The sequence below is a fragment of the Sinorhizobium sp. BJ1 genome (genome assembly GCF_002531555.1).
In the GTDB taxonomy this organism is placed as follows: Bacteria; Pseudomonadota; Alphaproteobacteria; order Rhizobiales; family Rhizobiaceae; genus Sinorhizobium; species Sinorhizobium fredii_B.
In genome coordinates this window covers 1-16,989 of the sequence record NZ_NWTH01000006.1, presented here as the reverse complement: position 1 = coordinate 16,989, position 16,989 = coordinate 1, and the positions used below count along the sequence as shown (strand labels likewise).

The following is a 16,989-nucleotide window of genomic DNA, read 5'->3' as shown; positions in this document are numbered from 1 at the left end:
GTGAGGCAACGGTTGAATATTCGGGAACAGTTTCGGCGAGGCAATGCGCGTCTCATCTTGGTTGTCGCGCTGCAGCTCGCCTTGAGGAACTGCTACCGTGGCAGTGGACGCCGGCAAAAGACCTGCACGAGGCTGCGTGATGGCCCGCTCGAAGACTATCTACACGCTCAAAGAAGTCGCGGGCATGCTCGGCGAGAACCTCGAGCGGCTTGAGGAAGCCACCAGCAACTCGGACAATATCGCCGAGGGCGAAATGGTCCACGTCCGTGACGGAAGCGAATACGATACAAGAGGCTTGACTGGCGATGGTGTAGAGGGCCTCCAGGAACTTCTCGCGGACATACGGACGTGGGACGGCGGGATCCGCCAGTTTCTCATTGACGAGCAATGCGATCCTGAAATGATCGAGCGCATCATTGCCGATGAGTTAAAGCGCGTCCTCTAACTACGCCTCGACGAAAGCAGAAAAAATGCATTCGGCGGACGCTCACCTTTAGACCAGATATCACAGCGGCTGACGTTCGCCGCGCAGGGATCGCTAGTCTCGATTGTAAATCTTATTGGACCGTTGGTTCTGAAGACGTCCTTGAGCCGATCGAGAGCGTAGGCATGTCCGAAGGTGCCGGCCCAGAGCCGACGCCCTCGAAATCATCCAGATCGGACATGGGGATTTCGACTTTGAGCGTGTCACCGGGCCTGACCACGCTCGACTCGATGGCCGGCAATTCCTCACTGCCGCCGTCTGTCGCGCGCATGATTGTATAGACCGGCTTGGCGCTGGCGGCCTGCGCCCGACGCGCCAGAAATCGAGGCCCGGAAATTTCTGACTCGTGGAGCAGTTGAAATGCCGTCTCTGCCCTGCGACCCAAGGCGTCGAGTTCCGCTTGTGTTTCACGTAGCGTTACGGTGACTTCGTTCTTGTACCGGTTGCGCAGCTCCAGGATGGAGATCTCCGTTCGGCTGATCTCCTGGCGCGCGCGAAGTAGACTCGTTTCAGCGGTCAGCCGTTCGCTCTGGTACTGTGTGAGCCCGCGTTCAAGATTCATCTCTCGTGGAGCTGCCGCGAGGCCCTTGGACACTAGCGATGATACGTCCTTCAGCTCCTTCTGGATGAGTTGGATCTGCCGGTCGTGGAAAACAAGTTGTGCATCCAGCGATACGAGCTCCTTCTCCAGAAACTCGCGAAGGTTCTGGAGGGCGCGAATCTGGGTTTGAAACCCCTCGCGGCGCGCCTGGAATATCGACCGTTCTTGTTCCATAAGAAGCGAAACTGCGCGATCCTCCTGACGTGAAACCAAAGAGCTTGGAAACTGAATTTTTTCGGCGTCAGTAAGCTCGGCCTCCAGGCGGGCCTTGCGTGCCAGCAGATTGAGATTCTCCAGCCTGAGAAGACTGACATCACCCCGTCCCTGGATCACCTCCCGCTCGAATCTGGCAATGCTTTCCTCTCTCGTTCGCAGGCCTCCGGCGATGCTGAGCGCCTGGAGAACCGTAAGCTCCGGCCTGTAGGGAAATTCCCCCGGCTGCATGACATGCCCGACGATATAAAATGGTCTATGCTGAACGACTTCAACGGATGCATCGGGGCGCCTCCCAAGACCCATATTGCGCATCAGTTCATCGCCGATCGCGCGTGCGAGATCGTTTGGCGTAAGACCGGCCGCCCGAACTTCACCGGCAAATGGCAGCGATAATGCCCCTCCCGCGCTAACCGTGAATTCATCGTTCAGACCCACCCATTCAAAAATAAGATCGCGCGAGGCACGCCATTCATAAATCTTGATCCGCACCTTATCTTGAGGTCCTAGGATATATTCATCGTTGGCGACAGCGGCGGTCGGCCCGCCTGCCGGGAGGATTGAAAATGCAGCCGACAAGGCGAGGCAGCCAACGAAGCATCGGATGCGTTTCGACAAAACGCGAGCCGTCCCAAGAGACTGCAATTCAAGTGAAACAGGTCGCTTAGTTCGTGGGCGCTTCCTTGGGCAGGGTGCGCGTGGGAGAGTGGGCATTATCTGGTCTCCACTGGGGCTATATTCTGAATGTATTCGGGTTCGATGCGGCCCTTCAACAAATGCAGGAGGGCTATCAGATTGCCCCTTAGTCGCCCTCGCCGGTCAACGTATGGCTCCGGCCAAAGACTGCGCACAAGGTTAGCGGCTATGTTGCGGCCCATCAGAGGCAACGCAAAACTTGCGGGCACGGTACCTTTTCTTATCAGGTAAATCGGGTTCACCACTTGGGAGTAGCCAAAACGCTCGCCACTGACACGACCCACCTTAAGCCCGAGGTGGACGCCACGAAGCGTATTTAGCCCCACGACCCGGCCATATCGTCTCAATTGACTTGTAAAATCGATGTCTTCCTGCCAGCCATAAAGAACCAGCCGCTCGTCGAAGCGCAAATCCCCGATAAATTTCGCTCGAATTGACATGTTGCAGCCATAGGCACCCACATGATCAACGACTTTGGATGTGATAGGGCCCTGCGCTCGTTCGGCCGCCAGGGTCTGCAGCCCTTCCGCCCAGCTGAGACCTGCGGTTCGCGCCCCGTCTTTGACGACGTGCCCCATCACCACTGCCCAATCCTGGCGCTCTTGAAACGCCGCCTCGAGCAGGCGCAGGTAATCATCCTGCGGAATAAAGTCGTCATCGAAGAAGGTGACCACATCAAAGAGCCCCAACGCATGACTCAGAGCGTGGTTGCGTTGTGCACATAATCCTCGCTTTCCGAAGACAAACGAGATCGGAAAACTGCCCTTCTCAACCGGCTTTATGTGCTCCTCGTCGGGCGCCGACACGATAACCTCGTCCGGCAGCCTTTCCTGCCGTTCGAGATGTTCTAAGAGGCGGACAAGCTGCTCCTTCCTCCCGAAGGTTGCAATGATCACGACCAGTCTCATCGATCGCTCTGTCTCCTACGCCTGACACAAAGCACGGGCTTTCTCGCAACCCATGCACTCGGCATCCTAGGCTAGCGGGGGCAGTCGCACAGCCTGCGAATAAGGCTATGGAAGCGCGGGGGGCTGCCCCGTCAGAGGTAGCCCCATAGGCAATTGGACTATGCCCGCGGCCGAGGACAAAAGCCCGTACCCCCCGATTGTCAGCTTGCCGGGTCCAACTGCCGAACCCAAGCTGTCTGACGCTTCAGAACAGCATTCACGCGGAGACACTGGAGCCTAAGTCGCCAAGCGGAGGGTTCCCACATGCATCATATGCGCCGGGCCGAACTGGAAACGATATCTGGCCCAAAGGGACTGCAGAGGCGCGTTGGCAGCAAATTGCCGCTTGCTCTGGCGGATCGTAACGCAAGGATCGCCATCGTACACGATTGGTGCCCGAATTTCCGTGGTGGAGAGCGTGTGCTCTCACGCATATGCCAAATATTCCCGAATGCGGAGGTCTTCACGCTGTTCGACTTCTTGCCGAAGGACATAAAGGAGCAATATTTTCAGGACGTTGCATTTCATTCTTCCCTCGCCAACCGGTTGCCGATGGTGCAGCGATACTATCGCTCGCTCTTTTTTCTTTGCCCTTTTCTTATCGAGCAATTCGATGTGACCGGCTATGATGCCGTCATCTCGTCCTCTGCTGCTTTCGCGCGCGGCGTCATTACGCGGCCCGATCAACCACATTTATGCTACGTGCACAGCCCCATTCGCTATGCCTGGGACGAGCAGTTTTCCTATCTGGAGCAGGGCCGGCTCGGATTTGGTCCAAAGGGTCTGCTTTACCGCTATCTGTTGCATCATCTGAGGACCTGGGATACGCGGACCGCCCACGGACCCGATCTCATGTTGGCGAATTCGAGCTATGTACGCTCCCGAATTCAGCGCATCTATGGTAGGGAATCCCAAGTCGTGTATCCGCCGGTGGCCATCGACGAACTCGAATATCTCGCCGACAAGGACGAGTACTACGTGACGGCGTCCTACCTCGCACCTTACAAGCGCACGGACCTCGTCATCAAGGCGTTCAACGAGATGCCCTCCCGGCGGTTGGTGGTGGTGGGAGAGGGGCAACAATCGCAGAGCCTCCGTTCCATGGCCCGCTCCAATATCGTCTTTACAGGTTATCTGCCACGACACGAATTTGTGAGGACCGTCGCCAAGGCCAAGGCGATGGTGTTTGCTGGATGCGAGGATTTCGGGATCGCTCTGGCGGAAGCACAGGCCTGCGGAACGCCGCTCATCGCTTTCGGCCGCGGGGGCGCGATCGACATCGTGCGGCCGTTCGGCGAGATTGAGGACCCGACAGGTATTCTCTTCGGCAACCAGTCGGTGGGGTCTCTCAAGGAAGCAGTCGACGCTTTTGAGCAGAACGAGTCATCGATCGCGCCGCAGTCGTGCCGATCCAATGCGGAAAGATTCTCGGAAGACCGCTTCGACCTGGCGATACTCAAGGCTCTTGGGATGGCCTACACCTTCCACGTCAGGTATTAGAGTCGGACTCGAAAAGGGGTCAATGATAGCAATATCGTGCGAGACGGCGCGTGATGAGGCGTATGTGGGCGATCATTTATCCACGCCTCGGCGGAAGCGACGGATTTTTCGAAGTCCTTCGCCAGCTTCTGCATCTGCCGAGCCATGCGAAGGTCCGTTCAACGACCCATCTGCGCGGTAGAACCTCGAAGCCCTTTGCCTTGTCGGATCGCTTGACCAGTGTCCAGTGCCCGATTTTCCGCAGTCGCTTTTTCAGCTTGTCACCCGCATAGCCGCCTCCGGCAAAGACATGCAGCAGCCAAGGCCATCTTTGGCGGAGTGGATTTCAAGTGGTCGGAGCACCGTCCCTGTCCTGAATGTCAGCGCTATGGACCATGAGACCGACCATCAGGCCGAGCGTGTCGACAAGGATGTGGCGTTTGCGTCCTTTGATCTTTTTTCCGGCATGATAAACCCGAATGCCGCCGCTTTCGGTGGTTTTCACGCTCGCTCCGGCTGTCTTGACGCCTGCCGTCGGGCTGGCCTCCTTGCCTTCCAACTCGCCTGCTTCCATCACGAGATGATGGTTGATCCGGCTCCACAGACCCCATTGCTCTCCATTCGTAGAAAATAACGCTGAACGGTTGAACAGGGCGGGGAATCCTTCGGCAGCGTACGCCACTGGCAACCCGTCGGGGCGATGTAGAGCAGCGCGTTCAACACCTCTCGAAAATCTGTGGTGCGGGGACGCCCGACACGTCTGGCCGCTGCAGAAGGGGCTGCACCAGGCTCCATTCACGATCCGTCAGATCGCTTGCATAACGGGTCGCGCGCCGGGCATAGCGCCGACGGGTGATTTCAGTCCAGGCCATCGTGAGCTCCATCGAATCTTTGCAAATCCGACGGAAATCACAACCCTATTGAAATCACCCGCTTCTTTTTGAGGCAGTCTATGAGCCAGCAACGGCCTCATAGGGAGGCAAGGACAGTCCATCCAAGGCCGCCATTACCTCGAGATACCGGGCAGCGGAGGTCTTCCACTCGAAGTGGGACGCTCTCGCCCTCCCAAGTTCTATCATCGTTTCGCGCACGCCGGGCATGTTACGCACCCGCATGAAGCGGTCGAACCAAGCCTCCGCGTTTTCTGGAGAAGCATAAAGGGCCGCTCCAGCACAGATTTCCGGCAAGCTGGCGCGATCCGACACGACCACCGGGCATCCAATGGTCATGGCTTCCAGCGGAGGCAGGCCGAAGCCCTCGACGAAAGAGGGGAACGCGAGGCAGAGGCAGTCCTGCAGCAGCGCCGCCAGTTCCTCGTCCGACAGCCTGCCGAGCCACGTGACGTTGCTATTCGACACCTGCCGACCTGCGGCCTTGAAAACGCGGGCGTCGGACATCCCCACCACCGCTATGCGCAAACCCACGGAGGCAAGGCTTTCGGCCATGCCGATGATCAGAGAGACGTTTTTGTGAGGAATTGCGCTTCCGATGACCACGATCGTGTTCCGCCCCGCCACGGCCAGCGTTTTGTTGGAATGTCTCGGCTTCCAGCGGACCGCGTGCTCGTGCCCATTCGGGATGACTCTGATCTTGCCTGGTCGGCATATTCGATAACGGACGAGCTCGCCAGCAGAGTAGTCAGAAACGGTCGCGATGGCCGCGACACTCCGGCCTAGAATAGGAATCAAGGAGCCGTAGAGCAGCCGGAAAGGGAGCGAATAGCTCTGCGGGTAGGTTCGCGTGTTTACATCGTGTATGCACACAATCTGCTTGCGAACACTCAGCGGGCCGGTATTGCAGAAGCTGAGAAGCCCACCTCGAACGTGAGTTGGAAGCGCTGTCTGCTCCCAAAGCTGACCGTACTTTGGCGCGACGATGCGGGTGGAAATCGCTTTCAAGGAAGGCACGCTTGCCTCGCCGGGAACGAGCAGTTCGATCTTGAGCCCGCCGGCGAGGGCGGACGGTTCGACGAGCAGTTCGTCCAAGGCATGCAAGATCTCAAAGGCGTATCGCTGGACGCCCGTAACTGGCTGCGCCAGAAAGCGTCCGTTAATAGTCCACGAGCGTTCCATTGTTCGCCATCACCCACGTCACACAGGTACCAAGCTTAGCGCAAACCACCGGCCTCTGCTCCTGGTGCGCCATCAGCCCTTGGGCGAGGCGTAAGTGCCCGCTTGGTTCCTCGACGGCACGGTCGTACCTGCGGCCTCAGCCGAAAGGCTAGTCGGCCACCATCCTTCGGCTAAGTCTCCTACTCGCCGGCGTCAAGATTGCCGAGGGCGGCACGATAAACTCTCCCGCGGGCGCGCCGCGCTACGCCGAATGGCTTTGTTTCGAGAACGCGCCTGTGGAGATAATTTCCAAGTGATTACGCACGAGAGCCGGCGGCATGATCGACGTCTGCTGCCGATGAAACGACCAGCCACTTGACGTCCACTTGATCGACGGCCATTTGCCGGGTCATTTTGACCGTCTCTCGCGCCGGGCCGACTGCCAAGATCGTCGGGGGGAGCAGGAAATATGACAGATTTCAGAGGCGCTGTCCCTCTAGAGCAGCACAGCACTCCCCCGACGACCGCACCCTCGTACGAGGAACGGCAGGGATGCTTCAAGGAAGGCCTAGCTCTCGGGCCTGCTATTTCGGATGTCAATCGAGGTTGGACCATCAACGGCGATTTTATCGGTCTGTCGCCAACTGGCGTTGCGCGTTATGCACGAGAAGTAACCCTGGCGCTGGACATGCTGATCACGGAATCTCATCCGCTGACGCGTGGGCTCCAGCTTTCCATTGTTGCACCCCACGAACCGCCCGAAGATTTCCGCTTGAACTCAATCCCGGTGAGGGTGGTGCGGGAGTACAATCGACCGCGGCTGCCGCAGTTCTGGGTACAAGCGCAATTGCCATTGTACGTGAGGGGCGGATTGTTAAGCTTCTGCAACCTTGCGCCGGTGGCCGTGCGACGGCAAATTGTGTGCATTCACGACCTTCATACAAGATTAATGCCGCAAAGCTACGGGCGACTGTTTCGCTGGACGCACAGGTTGATGCTTCCTGTCCTCGGCCGCAGAGCGGCGGCGATCACAACCGTCTCGGCCTTCTCGCGGGATCACATTGTCGGCTTTCGCGTAGCGCCTTACGAAAAGATTGTCATTACCTACAATGGAAGCGATCATGTCGCCCGATGGGACTCGGCTCGGTCTTCAATCGACCTCGGCCCCCGGCCCTTCGTTTTCTGCCTGGGCCAGCGGCAGAAATACAAGAATACAGGACGTCTCTTGAAACTTGCTCCGGCATTAGACCGGATGGGACTCGACCTCTATATGGCCGGAGATGTAGACGCTGCTCTGCTGGAGCAGTTCGCACCGCGGAGACCATCGAACCTCCGACTGCTGGGTCGCGTCAGTGATGACGACTTGGCCAAGGCGCTTTCGCAGGCGCTGTGCTTCCTTTTCCCCTCCCGTATCGAGGGCTTTGGTTTGCCGGCCATCGAAGCCATGGCGATTGGTTGTCCCCTTGTCGCCTCGACTGCCCCCTGTCTGCCGGAGATTTGTGCCGATGCCGTCCTCTACGCTGACCCCGAGGAGGCTGAATCTTGGATCAGTGCGATCCGCCAGCTTCGCGATGAGGACGGGCTGCGCCGGCGTTTGATCGACAAAGGCAAAGCTCGGGCTAAGAGCTTTTCGTGGCGCCTGATCGCTGAGACGTATCTAGAACTCATGGCAGACATCGACCCGTCAGGCTCCCCTGCGATTCACTGACGAATGTACGGAGCGCGGAGTCCCTCACCGTTGCGGGAGTACCACATCAGACCCGACGACAATCGGCGCAATCATCCGCACTCTCAAGAAGGCCTATACCGAATTCGCATTAGTCCCTTTTAGCAGTCTTACGTCTAGCTCTACTCCATGTATGATGAACACGCAGAGAAAAGGGGGGCGCAAAATGGCGTTTGCCTCTCGCGTATTCTCCGCAGGTGCTGAAGCATCAATAATCATGTGTCGGCTCGCCGCATGCAGTGAACGCTGACAGCATAGACATGTCGATTGTGAAGTAATAGTAATTTCAATTATTTAACGTTTGGTTGTGCCGAGTCTATTTGGCAAAGAGTTAAGCTATAATCCGGCTAAATAACAATGTATCTTGAGTATTACTTTGAATAATTGCGGCAGACTTACATTGCCAGGATTTCCATGAATAGGTTGCACGCATGGATGGTGATGAGAGCCGCTCTTCAGCCGCATCTTGGTTCGACTAATGTAGCGGGGAGTTAATACCATGAATTCTGTGACTCGGACCTACAGCAATACCGCTTTCAAATTTGAACCTTCGCACGATTCCTTTCCTGAAAACGAAGGTAAGGAAATACGTGAAAAGCCGCAGCCGGGCTCGGCTCTGCTCATTCTGGACGATCGCACGCTCGACAGGCAATGTCTGGCCCAGTGCCTTGTGCTGCACGGGGTGGGACTCGAGGTCTTGGCCCTCGAATCAATCGACGAATGGCGGAAGGACAAGGATTGTCATCTACCTGTTGCGGCAATCCTCTGGAATATAGGCAGCCGAAAAGTCACCGATCCTAGCGTTGTGGCCGACCTCGCACACCTGGTGACGGAATTTGGCCCGAACCCCGTCGTGGTCCTGTCCGATATAGATGAACTGGCCCAGATCCTGAAAGCGCTGGAGTGCGGGGCCAGGGGCTATATTCCATCGTCGATCGGCTTTGAAGTCTGTGTGAAGGCCGTCAATCTGGTGCGGGCAGGGGGCACATTTGTTCCCGCGAGCAGTGTCCTCGGGCGCACCGTGACAAATGCTGGTGAGGAAGCGGCGCGGCCCGCCACGGGGATGTTCACGCAGCGGCAAGAAGAGGTCATCCAGGCGCTCAGGCGCGGCAAGGCAAACAAGATCATTGCCCACGAACTCAACCTGCATGAGAGCACCGTCAAGGTGCACGTCCGGAACATTATGAAAAAGCTGAAGGCCACGAACAGGACTGAGGTGGCTTACAAGGCCAGCCAGATGTTTCCAGCCGAGGTCGGAGCACTGGGCTAGCCATGGCTGCCGCAGCGACGCTCTTTTCAATCGTTTCAACAGCCGGCGGTATGCGAGATGGTGCAGGTGGATTTTGCTCGTTTTGAATCAGGCTCGCCGCATGAGCCGCTCCACGAAGCCGGGCCCGACCGGTTTGCTCTTGAAACGACTGCGCTGATAAGGCCGACGGGGTTTCGGGAGTATGACGCTCGGTGGTGGTTTGGCCGGCCGGATATCGGGAAGCCGCCAGAGCTGAACCTGATGGGCGTGCAGGCTCTGGGCATGGGGCTCGGCACCTTCATGCGGCGCTCGGGTGCCGGTCCGGAGATTGTAACGGGGCATGACTTCCGCTCCTATTCTCTTGGCATCAAGCTGGCCTTGGTCAGTGGGCTGATGGCCGCGGGCGCGCGGGTGAGGGACATTGGCCTGGCGTTGTCGCCGATGGCCTATTTCGCGCAGTTCGCGCTCGACGTGCCGTCGGTAGCGATGGTGACCGCTTCGCACAACGAGAACGGCTGGACCGGCGTCAAAATGGGCACGGCCCGGCCGTTGACGTTCGGACCCGACGAAATGGCTGAACTGAAACGGATTGTGCTGGAGGCCGACTTCGACCTGACCGGTGGCGGAGCCTATGAATTCGTCCCGGACTTCCGTCAGCGCTATATCGACGACCTAACCCGCGGCAAGCGCATCGCCCGGAAGCTGAAGGTCGTGGCAGCCTGCGGAAACGGCACGGCTGGCGCCTTCGCACCTCAGCTACTGGAGCGGATCGGCTGTGAGGTGATCCCGCTCGACTGTGAGCTCGACCATTCCTTCCCACGCTACAATCCCAATCCCGAGGACCTGGCGATGCTCCATGCCATCCGGGACAAGGTGCTGGAAAGCGGCGCCGATGTCGGGCTGGGCTTCGACGGCGACGGCGACCGCTGCGGGGTTGTCGACAATGAGGGCAGGGAGATCTTCGCCGACAAGGTCGGCGTGATGCTGGCACGGGATCTTTCCGATTTGCATCCCGATTCGGTGTTCGTGGTCGATGTGAAGTCTACCGGACTGTTCGCCACCGATCCGGTGCTGAAGGCAAACGGTGCCCGCACCGACTACTGGAAGACGGGCCATTCCTATATCAAGCGCCGGGTCGCCGAACTCGGCGCCATTGCGGGCTTCGAGAAGTCGGGACACTTCTTCTTCAACGCGCCTGTCGGGCGCGGCTATGACGACGGGCTGATCACCGCGATCGCCGTCTGCGAGATGCTCGACCGCAATCCAGGCGTGAGCATGGCTCAGCTCTACCGAGCGCTGCCGGTGACCTGGGGCTCGCCGACCATGTCGCCGCACTGCGACGATGAAGTGAAGTATGCCGTGGTCGAGCGCGTCGTGGAGCGGCTCAGGGCGATGCAACGTGACGGGCTGCCCGTTGCCGGCCAGAAGATAGCCGACCTCGTCACCGTCAACGGCGTGCGCGTGATGGTTGAGGACGGCACCTGGGGACTGGTGCGCGCCTCCTCCAACAAGCCAGAGCTTGTCGTCGTCGTGGAAAGCCCCGTCTCGGAAGCGCGCCAACGTGCCATGTTCGAGGCGGTCGACGGCGTGCTCAGGGAACATGCGGAGGTCGGCGCCTACAACCAGACCATTTAGGCTGCCGGAGACACTGGAAGGGGCGATAGTATGGCTGTACGGATTTCCTGTTTTGTGATGAGCGGCGGCGTTGGCTCTCGGCTTTGGCCGCTATCGCGGGAGGACAATCCCAAGCAATTCCATGACCTTTCCGGCAACGGCTCAATGCTGGTCAGGACCGCGCTACGGTTAAAAGCCCGCCCGGCCGGAGACACGCCGGTGCACCTGATCGCCTCGGAGCGCCATGCGGAGCGAGTGCGCGCCGATATCGCCGACATCGATCTGGCGGGCGGACGCGCAATGTTCGAGCCGATCGGCCGCAATACCGCGGCCGCGGTAGCGATAGCCGCACTCGAGACAATCGCCGCCCACGGTGACGGAATCGTTCTGGTCGTGCCCTCCGACCACGAAATTTCGACGGATGAGCGGTTCTGGGAAACGGTGGAAAAGGGCGTGCCAGCCGCCGAAGCGGGCAGGATCGTCATCTTCGGCATCCCGCCGAGCCAGCCGGAGACCGGCTACGGCTATATCGAGGCAACCGGGGAGGGCGATGTTCGCGACGTGGCGCGCTTTGTCGAAAAGCCTGACTTGGAGACGGCGAAGGCCTATGTCGCGGCCGGAACCTTCTTTTGGAATGCCGGTATCTTCCTGTTTCGCGCCGGCGCCATGCGCGCGGCATTCCGCAAGCATCAGCCGGAAATCTGGGAAAAGGCGGAGCGCGCCTTCACTGCGGCGACGAGCGAGGTGTCGGGTACCTATCTGCCGGTGGGGCTCTATTCGGCCATCCCCTCGGTCTCGATCGACTATGCCATCATGGAACATGCCGGCGGCATCGCGATGGTGCCGGCGAGCTTCCGCTGGAGCGATCTTGGCTCCTGGCAGTCGCTGCTCGACGTCAGTCCGACTGACGCGAACGCAAATGTGGTGATCGGCGACGTCGTCGCGATTGATTGCGAGCACTCCTACCTGCGCAGCCAGGGTCGGCTGCTCTCCGCGATCGGGCTCAAGGATATCGCGATTGTGGCAACGGCTGACGCGACCTTCGTGGCGCCCGTCGACAAGAGCCAGGACGTCAAACGCATCGTCGAGCAGTTGGAGAAGAGCGGTCGGCTTGAGACAAAGTTTACGCCGGCCCACGACCGCGTGCTGCTGCCCGGCGTCTGGCGACAGCGGGTCGCCCACTGGCTATTCGAGGAAACGCTGCCGCTGTGGTCGACGGCGGGCGTCGATGAATTCCATGGCGGCTTCCATGAAGCACTGAGCTTCGAGGCCGCGCCGCTGATGAGGCCGAAGCGGATGCGCACCATGGCACGCCAGGTCTACGCCTTTTCCGTGGCCAAGCTGCGCGGCTGGGACGGCGATGCCGACCGACTGATCGAGCACGGGATAGCATTCATGGAAAAGGGCCGCACGCAACGCGGCGGCTGGGCGCGGGTGCTTCATGTCGACGGCACGATCGCCGACCCCTGCGAGGACGCCTACGATCATGCCTGTGTGCTCTTGGCGCTCGCCCACGCCCACCAGGCCGGCAATCCGGACGCGCTGCGGCTCAGCCAAGAGACCTTCGCTTTTCTCGACGCGCACTTGGAGGACGAGAGGCTGACCGGCTTTCTGGAGACTTCAGACGGTACCGAGCTGCGCCGAACCGACCCGCACATGCATCTGCTTGAAGCGTTTCTCGCTTGGCATACGGCAACCGGCGAGCGCGGCTATCTACGCCGGGCCGCCCGCATCATCGATCTGTTCCGCAGCCATTTCTTCGATGCCGACAGCTGGACGCTCGGCGAGTATTTCGACGGCTCCTGGAAGCCGGCCGCCGGCGAACAGGGCCTGTGGACCGAGCCGGGGCATCACTTCGAATGGGCCTCTCTGCTGGTCGAGTTCGCCAACAAGAGCCGGCAGACGGACCTGATTGCCTTTGCCCGCAAGCTCTACGCCTCCGCGATTGCCAACGGGCTCAACCGCTCGACCGGGTTGGCCTATGGCGCGGTCTCGCGGTCCGGCCTGCCGCTCGACCTGACCTCGCGCAGCTGGCCGCAGGCCGAGGCGGTCAAGGCCGCACTCGCGCTCGAAGGCACCGGCGGACCGGACCTCAAGCCTGAGATCGAGGCCCGCGTCGGACGTTTGTTCCGCTGGCACATCGACCCGGCTCCGCTCGGCATGTGGGTCGACCGCATCAACGAAAAGGGCAGGATCGTTGCAAACGAAGTCCCAGCGTCCGTCTTCTATCACCTCGTAACGGCGCTCATGCAGTATCTCGACAAGACGGAAGGGGCAGTGATCATCTACCAATTGCCTGCCTGTCCGCAAACCATCACCGCCGCGGATCCTTCTGCCTCGGTTGACAGGGCAACAGCGTGAAGTTGGATCCGAGAAGAGCAGACATAGCACTACGCAACAGTGATGCCTCCGGCATCTGAAAAAGGCGCGAGCGCGACAAGGCGGAAGCGCTGACGGGGGCCCCGTTCCGCAATCCCTCCTTGGTATAATCGATCGGCCGAACATCCACTCCTTCGGGGGGAACCGACCTCCATTGTGACAACTTTATGAATGGTCAGCCGGCAATAGAATTGAATACGCTGCGGGGCGAAAGCGCGCAGATTTCCCAGAGATGTGAGCGGGTGCGCGGCTTGGCGTAAGTCTTGACAAGGGGTGTATTGGGGGGCGTTGATGGCGAAGTGCAGCACCTGGTTTGCTCTGAAATGTGGGCTGTTGCTCATATTGGTCGTCCTTACCAATCACGGCGTGACGGAACGGCTACAAGTGATGTTGGTCGACGAGCGCCTGTTGAGTTTGACAATCTTCAGCTTGATCTGGCTTGTTTCACTGGTCGCCGCGTTGGCTGCTGCCTTCCAGCCCAGTCTGCTCGTGCGGCTCCTTTGGGCCATCCCGCTGGCGATTTCGAGCGCTGCTGCGCATGGCTATTATCTGGTGCAAGGCTCTGAGTTCTCCATCTTCGATGTTCTGAACTTTTGGGCCGCTCGCCATGAAGTGCACAGAGCCTCAGAGTTCTATTCGGATGCGGTCTGGTCCTCTATCGCCGTTTTCGCGTTAGGCATCGTGGCAATCGCAATACCTCCCTCCATTGGACCGTGGCGCGTGCGCATGACCCGCTACTGCTCGCCCTGGCTGCCTATGCTGCCGGTTCTTCTTATAGCAGGCGTCGTCATTGCCAGGGACGGCAAAGGCTCTCAAGCAATGCCCAAGCAGTTCGCTCCGCTTTCGCTGGCCGCAGTCGCAGCTTACAAGATCAATACCGGCGCCTTCGAGGAGCGACAGGCCGTATCGATGATACCAGGACCGCCGTTAGCGCGTGCCGTGGTGCTCGTTGTCGATGAAAGCATTCGCTCCGATTTCGTAAGCCTCGAGCATGGAAATACGATTACTCCGGAGCTGGCTAGCCTTCGGGAGCGTTTGATCGACTTCAGTCCGGCAGTATCGAGCGGCAATTGCTCCCACCTGTCGAATGCGATGCTTCGGTTCATGGTTGATCGCCGCGACCTTGTCCGCTCTGTCCACACGAGCCCGACGGTGTGGCAATACGCCAAGGCGGCGGGCTACCGCACGGTTTTCATCGATGCACAGCCCAGAAGCCACTTCAACGCCGTTGGTGGCAAACTCCAAAACTACATGACGCCGGCCGAGGCTCTGTTGATCGATCGATTCTACAAGTTTGACAGCACATTTCCGTTGCATGCTGTCGATGACGAACTCGTTCGGATCGCGCTTGAGGAAATGAGCGCCGGAGGTCCTGTTTTCATCTATGCAAACAAGAATGGCGCGCATTTCCCATACAGCGACGGATCGCCTGAGGGGCTTCCGCCCGACATGCCGCAAGCTGCCGGGGCCGATGCACGCATCTTCACCACGGAACTCCAGACCTACGCAAAGGCCGTGCGCTGGTCTACCGATAGGACAATATCCAGAATGATCCGCGAAGCGGACTTGAGCGACGCAACCATCATCTACACGTCCGATCACGGGCAGAACTTCACCCCTGGCCGTCTGACGCATTGCACCACTTCCGCGAATGTCGATCCGCACGAGGCTATCGTTCCACTGATTGTCCTGTCTGGGGACCCCAAACTTCAAAATAGGTTCCAAGGCGTTGCTGAGCGATACCGCGGCCACGCAACTCATTTCGCGATTGCGCCGACCGTGCTGGAGCTTATGGGGTATAAGCCATCCGAGATCGCGACGCGCTACGAAGACTCGCTGCTGCGCGCCCTCACCTGGGAGCCACAATTCGTATCCGACGATATTCTCGGCTTGTTCTCAACGCAGCCTACATGGCACTCGGCTAACCCACTGCTACTACAAAAGCGGTATCGCTCGCTGGACGCCCTCATAAGCGGGCTCGCGGATACTTCCGCAGGCATATGCGAAGACAAAGTTCTCTGTGACGCTGCCAGCCTGCACTGACAGCGGGCATCCTGGTCTTGCCACGGACTGCCGAAGGACGTGGACTGGAGACCTGAGAGCGCTGTTCCACTTGTACTTAAACTCGTTCGGGCTTGACAAGCGGGCGCTCACGGCTCGTCCATCAGCGCCCGCTTGTCGAGCCCGAATTTCTGCATCTTCTCGTAAAGCGTCTTGCGAGAGATGCCGAGCGATACATAAACCGGCTTCAGCGCGCCCCCATGCGCTGCGAGCGCACTGGCGATCACATTCTTTTCGAAGGCGGCGACCCGTTCGGCAAGGCGCGAGCCGTTTGAGGGCGAGGATGCATCGTCGCGTTGGGTTTCAAGCCCAAGCACCAGACGCTCGGCAGCATTGCGGAGTTCGCGGACGTTGCCCGGCCAGTCGCGTGCCGCCATTTCGGAGGCGAGCGACGGTGAGATCTCGATGTCATCGCGGCCGTAGCGGGCGGCGGATTCACGCACGAGCTGCATGAAGAGAAGCGGGATATCGGAGCGGCGCTCCGCGAGCGACGGCACGTGCAGCGTCGCGACATTCAAACGGTAGAGCAGGTCGGCTCGGAAGCGGCCTTCGGCGACCTCCGGCTCCAGTTCCAATTTGCTTGTCGCGATGAAGCGCACATCGAGCGGCACGTGCTCGTTTGAGCCCAGCCGGGTTATCACCCTTTCCTGCAGCACACGCAGGAATTTCGCCTGGAGATCGAAAGGCATCGAGCCGATTTCGTCGAGCAGGATCGTGCCGCCGCGTCCATGTTCGAACTTGCCGTAGCGCGGCCTGAGGGCACCCGGGAACGCCCCGGGCTCATGGCCGAAGAGCTCGCTTTCGATCAGGTTTTGCGGCAGGGCCGCGCAATTGATGGCGATGAAGGGACTGTTGGCCCGGCTGCTCAGATCATGAAGCGCGCGGGCGACGACTTCCTTGCCGACGCCGGTATCGCCGATGATCAACGTGTCGGCGTCCGATGCGCCGATCGCGCGGACCCGGTAGCGCAGATCGACCATAACCTGGCTTCGGCCGGGCAGACGCTGTTCGATGTCGTCGCGCTTTCCGGCAACGGCCCGCAGCCTGCGGTTTTCCAGCACGAGGCCACGCCAATCGAGGGCGCGGCGGATGGTGCCGGCAAGCGTCTGGGCCGTAAAGGGCTTCTCGACGAAGTCATAGGCCCCCTCGCGCATCGCCCGCACTGCCAGCTGAACGTCGCCATGGCCGGTCACCAGGATGACCGGCAGTTCCGGGTCGATCTCGCGAATGCGCTGCAGGAAGGTCATTCCGTCCATGCCCGGCATGCGGATGTCGCTGATGACGACGCCCTGAAAACTGAAGCCGATGAACTCGAGCGCCCGCTCGGCACTGGCGAAGGTGTCGACGTGGAAGCCTGCGAGCTCCAGTGCCTGTGCGCTCGAGCGGCGAAGCTCCTCCTCGTCGTCGACAAGCAGGACGCGGCTTTCACTCATTCGGCCTTACCCCTTTTCAACGTGCCATTGATTGCCGCAAGCTGTCGTGGCGCAGG

The 16,989-nt window shown here is 59.6% G+C and carries 11 protein-coding genes and 1 pseudogene; 7 read left to right on the top strand and 5 right to left on the bottom strand.

Annotated elements, in window-relative coordinates:
- The first annotated feature begins 139 nt into the window (after window positions 1–139).
- On the top strand, window positions 140–445 hold the full coding sequence (locus CO676_RS36010; RefSeq protein ID WP_097520876.1) for a hypothetical protein: 306 nt from the start codon (window positions 140–142) through the stop codon (window positions 443–445).
- Between the two features lie 112 nt (window positions 446–557).
- Here CO676_RS36010 and CO676_RS10735 read toward each other — a convergent pair whose 3' ends face one another.
- Both CO676_RS10735 and CO676_RS10730 read right to left on the bottom strand, forming a co-directional pair.
- Window positions 558–2,012 (bottom strand): polysaccharide biosynthesis/export family protein, encoded by a 1,455-nt coding sequence (locus tag CO676_RS10735; protein WP_097520874.1) that lies wholly within the window; start codon window positions 2,010–2,012, stop codon window positions 558–560.
- The gene (locus CO676_RS10730) at window positions 2,012–2,902 is read right to left on the bottom strand and encodes a glycosyltransferase family 2 protein (protein WP_097520872.1); all 891 of its coding nucleotides are present in this window, start codon (window positions 2,900–2,902) and stop codon (window positions 2,012–2,014) included. Before CO676_RS10730 ends, CO676_RS10735 begins: the two co-directional genes overlap by 1 nt.
- 303 nt (window positions 2,903–3,205) lie before the next feature.
- On the opposite strand from CO676_RS10730, the gene CO676_RS10725 reads away from it, so the two are divergent.
- The gene (locus CO676_RS10725) at window positions 3,206–4,441 is read left to right on the top strand and encodes a glycosyltransferase (protein ID WP_097520870.1); all 1,236 of its coding nucleotides are present in this window, start codon (window positions 3,206–3,208) and stop codon (window positions 4,439–4,441) included.
- Between the two features lie 19 nt (window positions 4,442–4,460).
- Here the strand turns inward: CO676_RS10725 and CO676_RS10720 are convergent.
- Window positions 4,461–5,292: pseudogene (locus tag CO676_RS10720) on the bottom strand (IS5 family transposase).
- 78 nt (window positions 5,293–5,370) lie between these two features.
- Window positions 5,371–6,492, bottom strand: a complete 1,122-nt coding sequence (locus CO676_RS10715; protein ID WP_097520868.1) for a glycosyltransferase family 1 protein — start codon at window positions 6,490–6,492, stop codon at window positions 5,371–5,373.
- Between the two features lie 448 nt (window positions 6,493–6,940).
- Here CO676_RS10715 and CO676_RS10710 point away from each other — a divergent pair, with 448 nt between their 5' ends.
- The 5 genes from CO676_RS10710 to CO676_RS10690 all read left to right on the top strand — a co-directional run bounded on the left by CO676_RS10710 (window position 6,941) and on the right by CO676_RS10690 (window position 15,482).
- Complete coding sequence (locus CO676_RS10710) at window positions 6,941–8,179, top strand: glycosyltransferase family 1 protein (protein WP_097520866.1); 1,239 nt, start codon at window positions 6,941–6,943, stop codon at window positions 8,177–8,179.
- 517 nt (window positions 8,180–8,696) lie between these two features.
- Window positions 8,697–9,467, top strand: coding sequence for a response regulator transcription factor (locus tag CO676_RS10705; RefSeq protein WP_097520864.1), 771 nt, complete (start codon window positions 8,697–8,699; stop codon window positions 9,465–9,467).
- Between the two features lie 57 nt (window positions 9,468–9,524).
- Window positions 9,525–11,081 (top strand): phosphomannomutase/phosphoglucomutase, encoded by a 1,557-nt coding sequence (locus tag CO676_RS10700; RefSeq protein ID WP_097520863.1) that lies wholly within the window; start codon window positions 9,525–9,527, stop codon window positions 11,079–11,081.
- 30 nt (window positions 11,082–11,111) lie between these two features.
- Entirely contained in the window at window positions 11,112–13,421 is a 2,310-nt protein-coding gene (locus CO676_RS10695) for an AGE family epimerase/isomerase (RefSeq protein WP_097520861.1), read from the top strand.
- Window positions 13,422–13,730: 309 nt separating this feature from the next.
- Window positions 13,731–15,482: a sulfatase-like hydrolase/transferase gene (locus CO676_RS10690; protein ID WP_097520859.1), complete on the top strand. Its 1,752-nt coding sequence runs from the start codon at window positions 13,731–13,733 to the stop codon at window positions 15,480–15,482.
- Window positions 15,483–15,589: 107 nt separating this feature from the next.
- On the opposite strand, the gene CO676_RS10685 is transcribed toward CO676_RS10690, so the two are convergent.
- Window positions 15,590–16,933, bottom strand: a complete 1,344-nt coding sequence (locus CO676_RS10685; RefSeq protein WP_097520857.1) for a sigma-54 dependent transcriptional regulator — start codon at window positions 16,931–16,933, stop codon at window positions 15,590–15,592.
- Window positions 16,934–16,989: the final 56 nt, after the last annotated feature.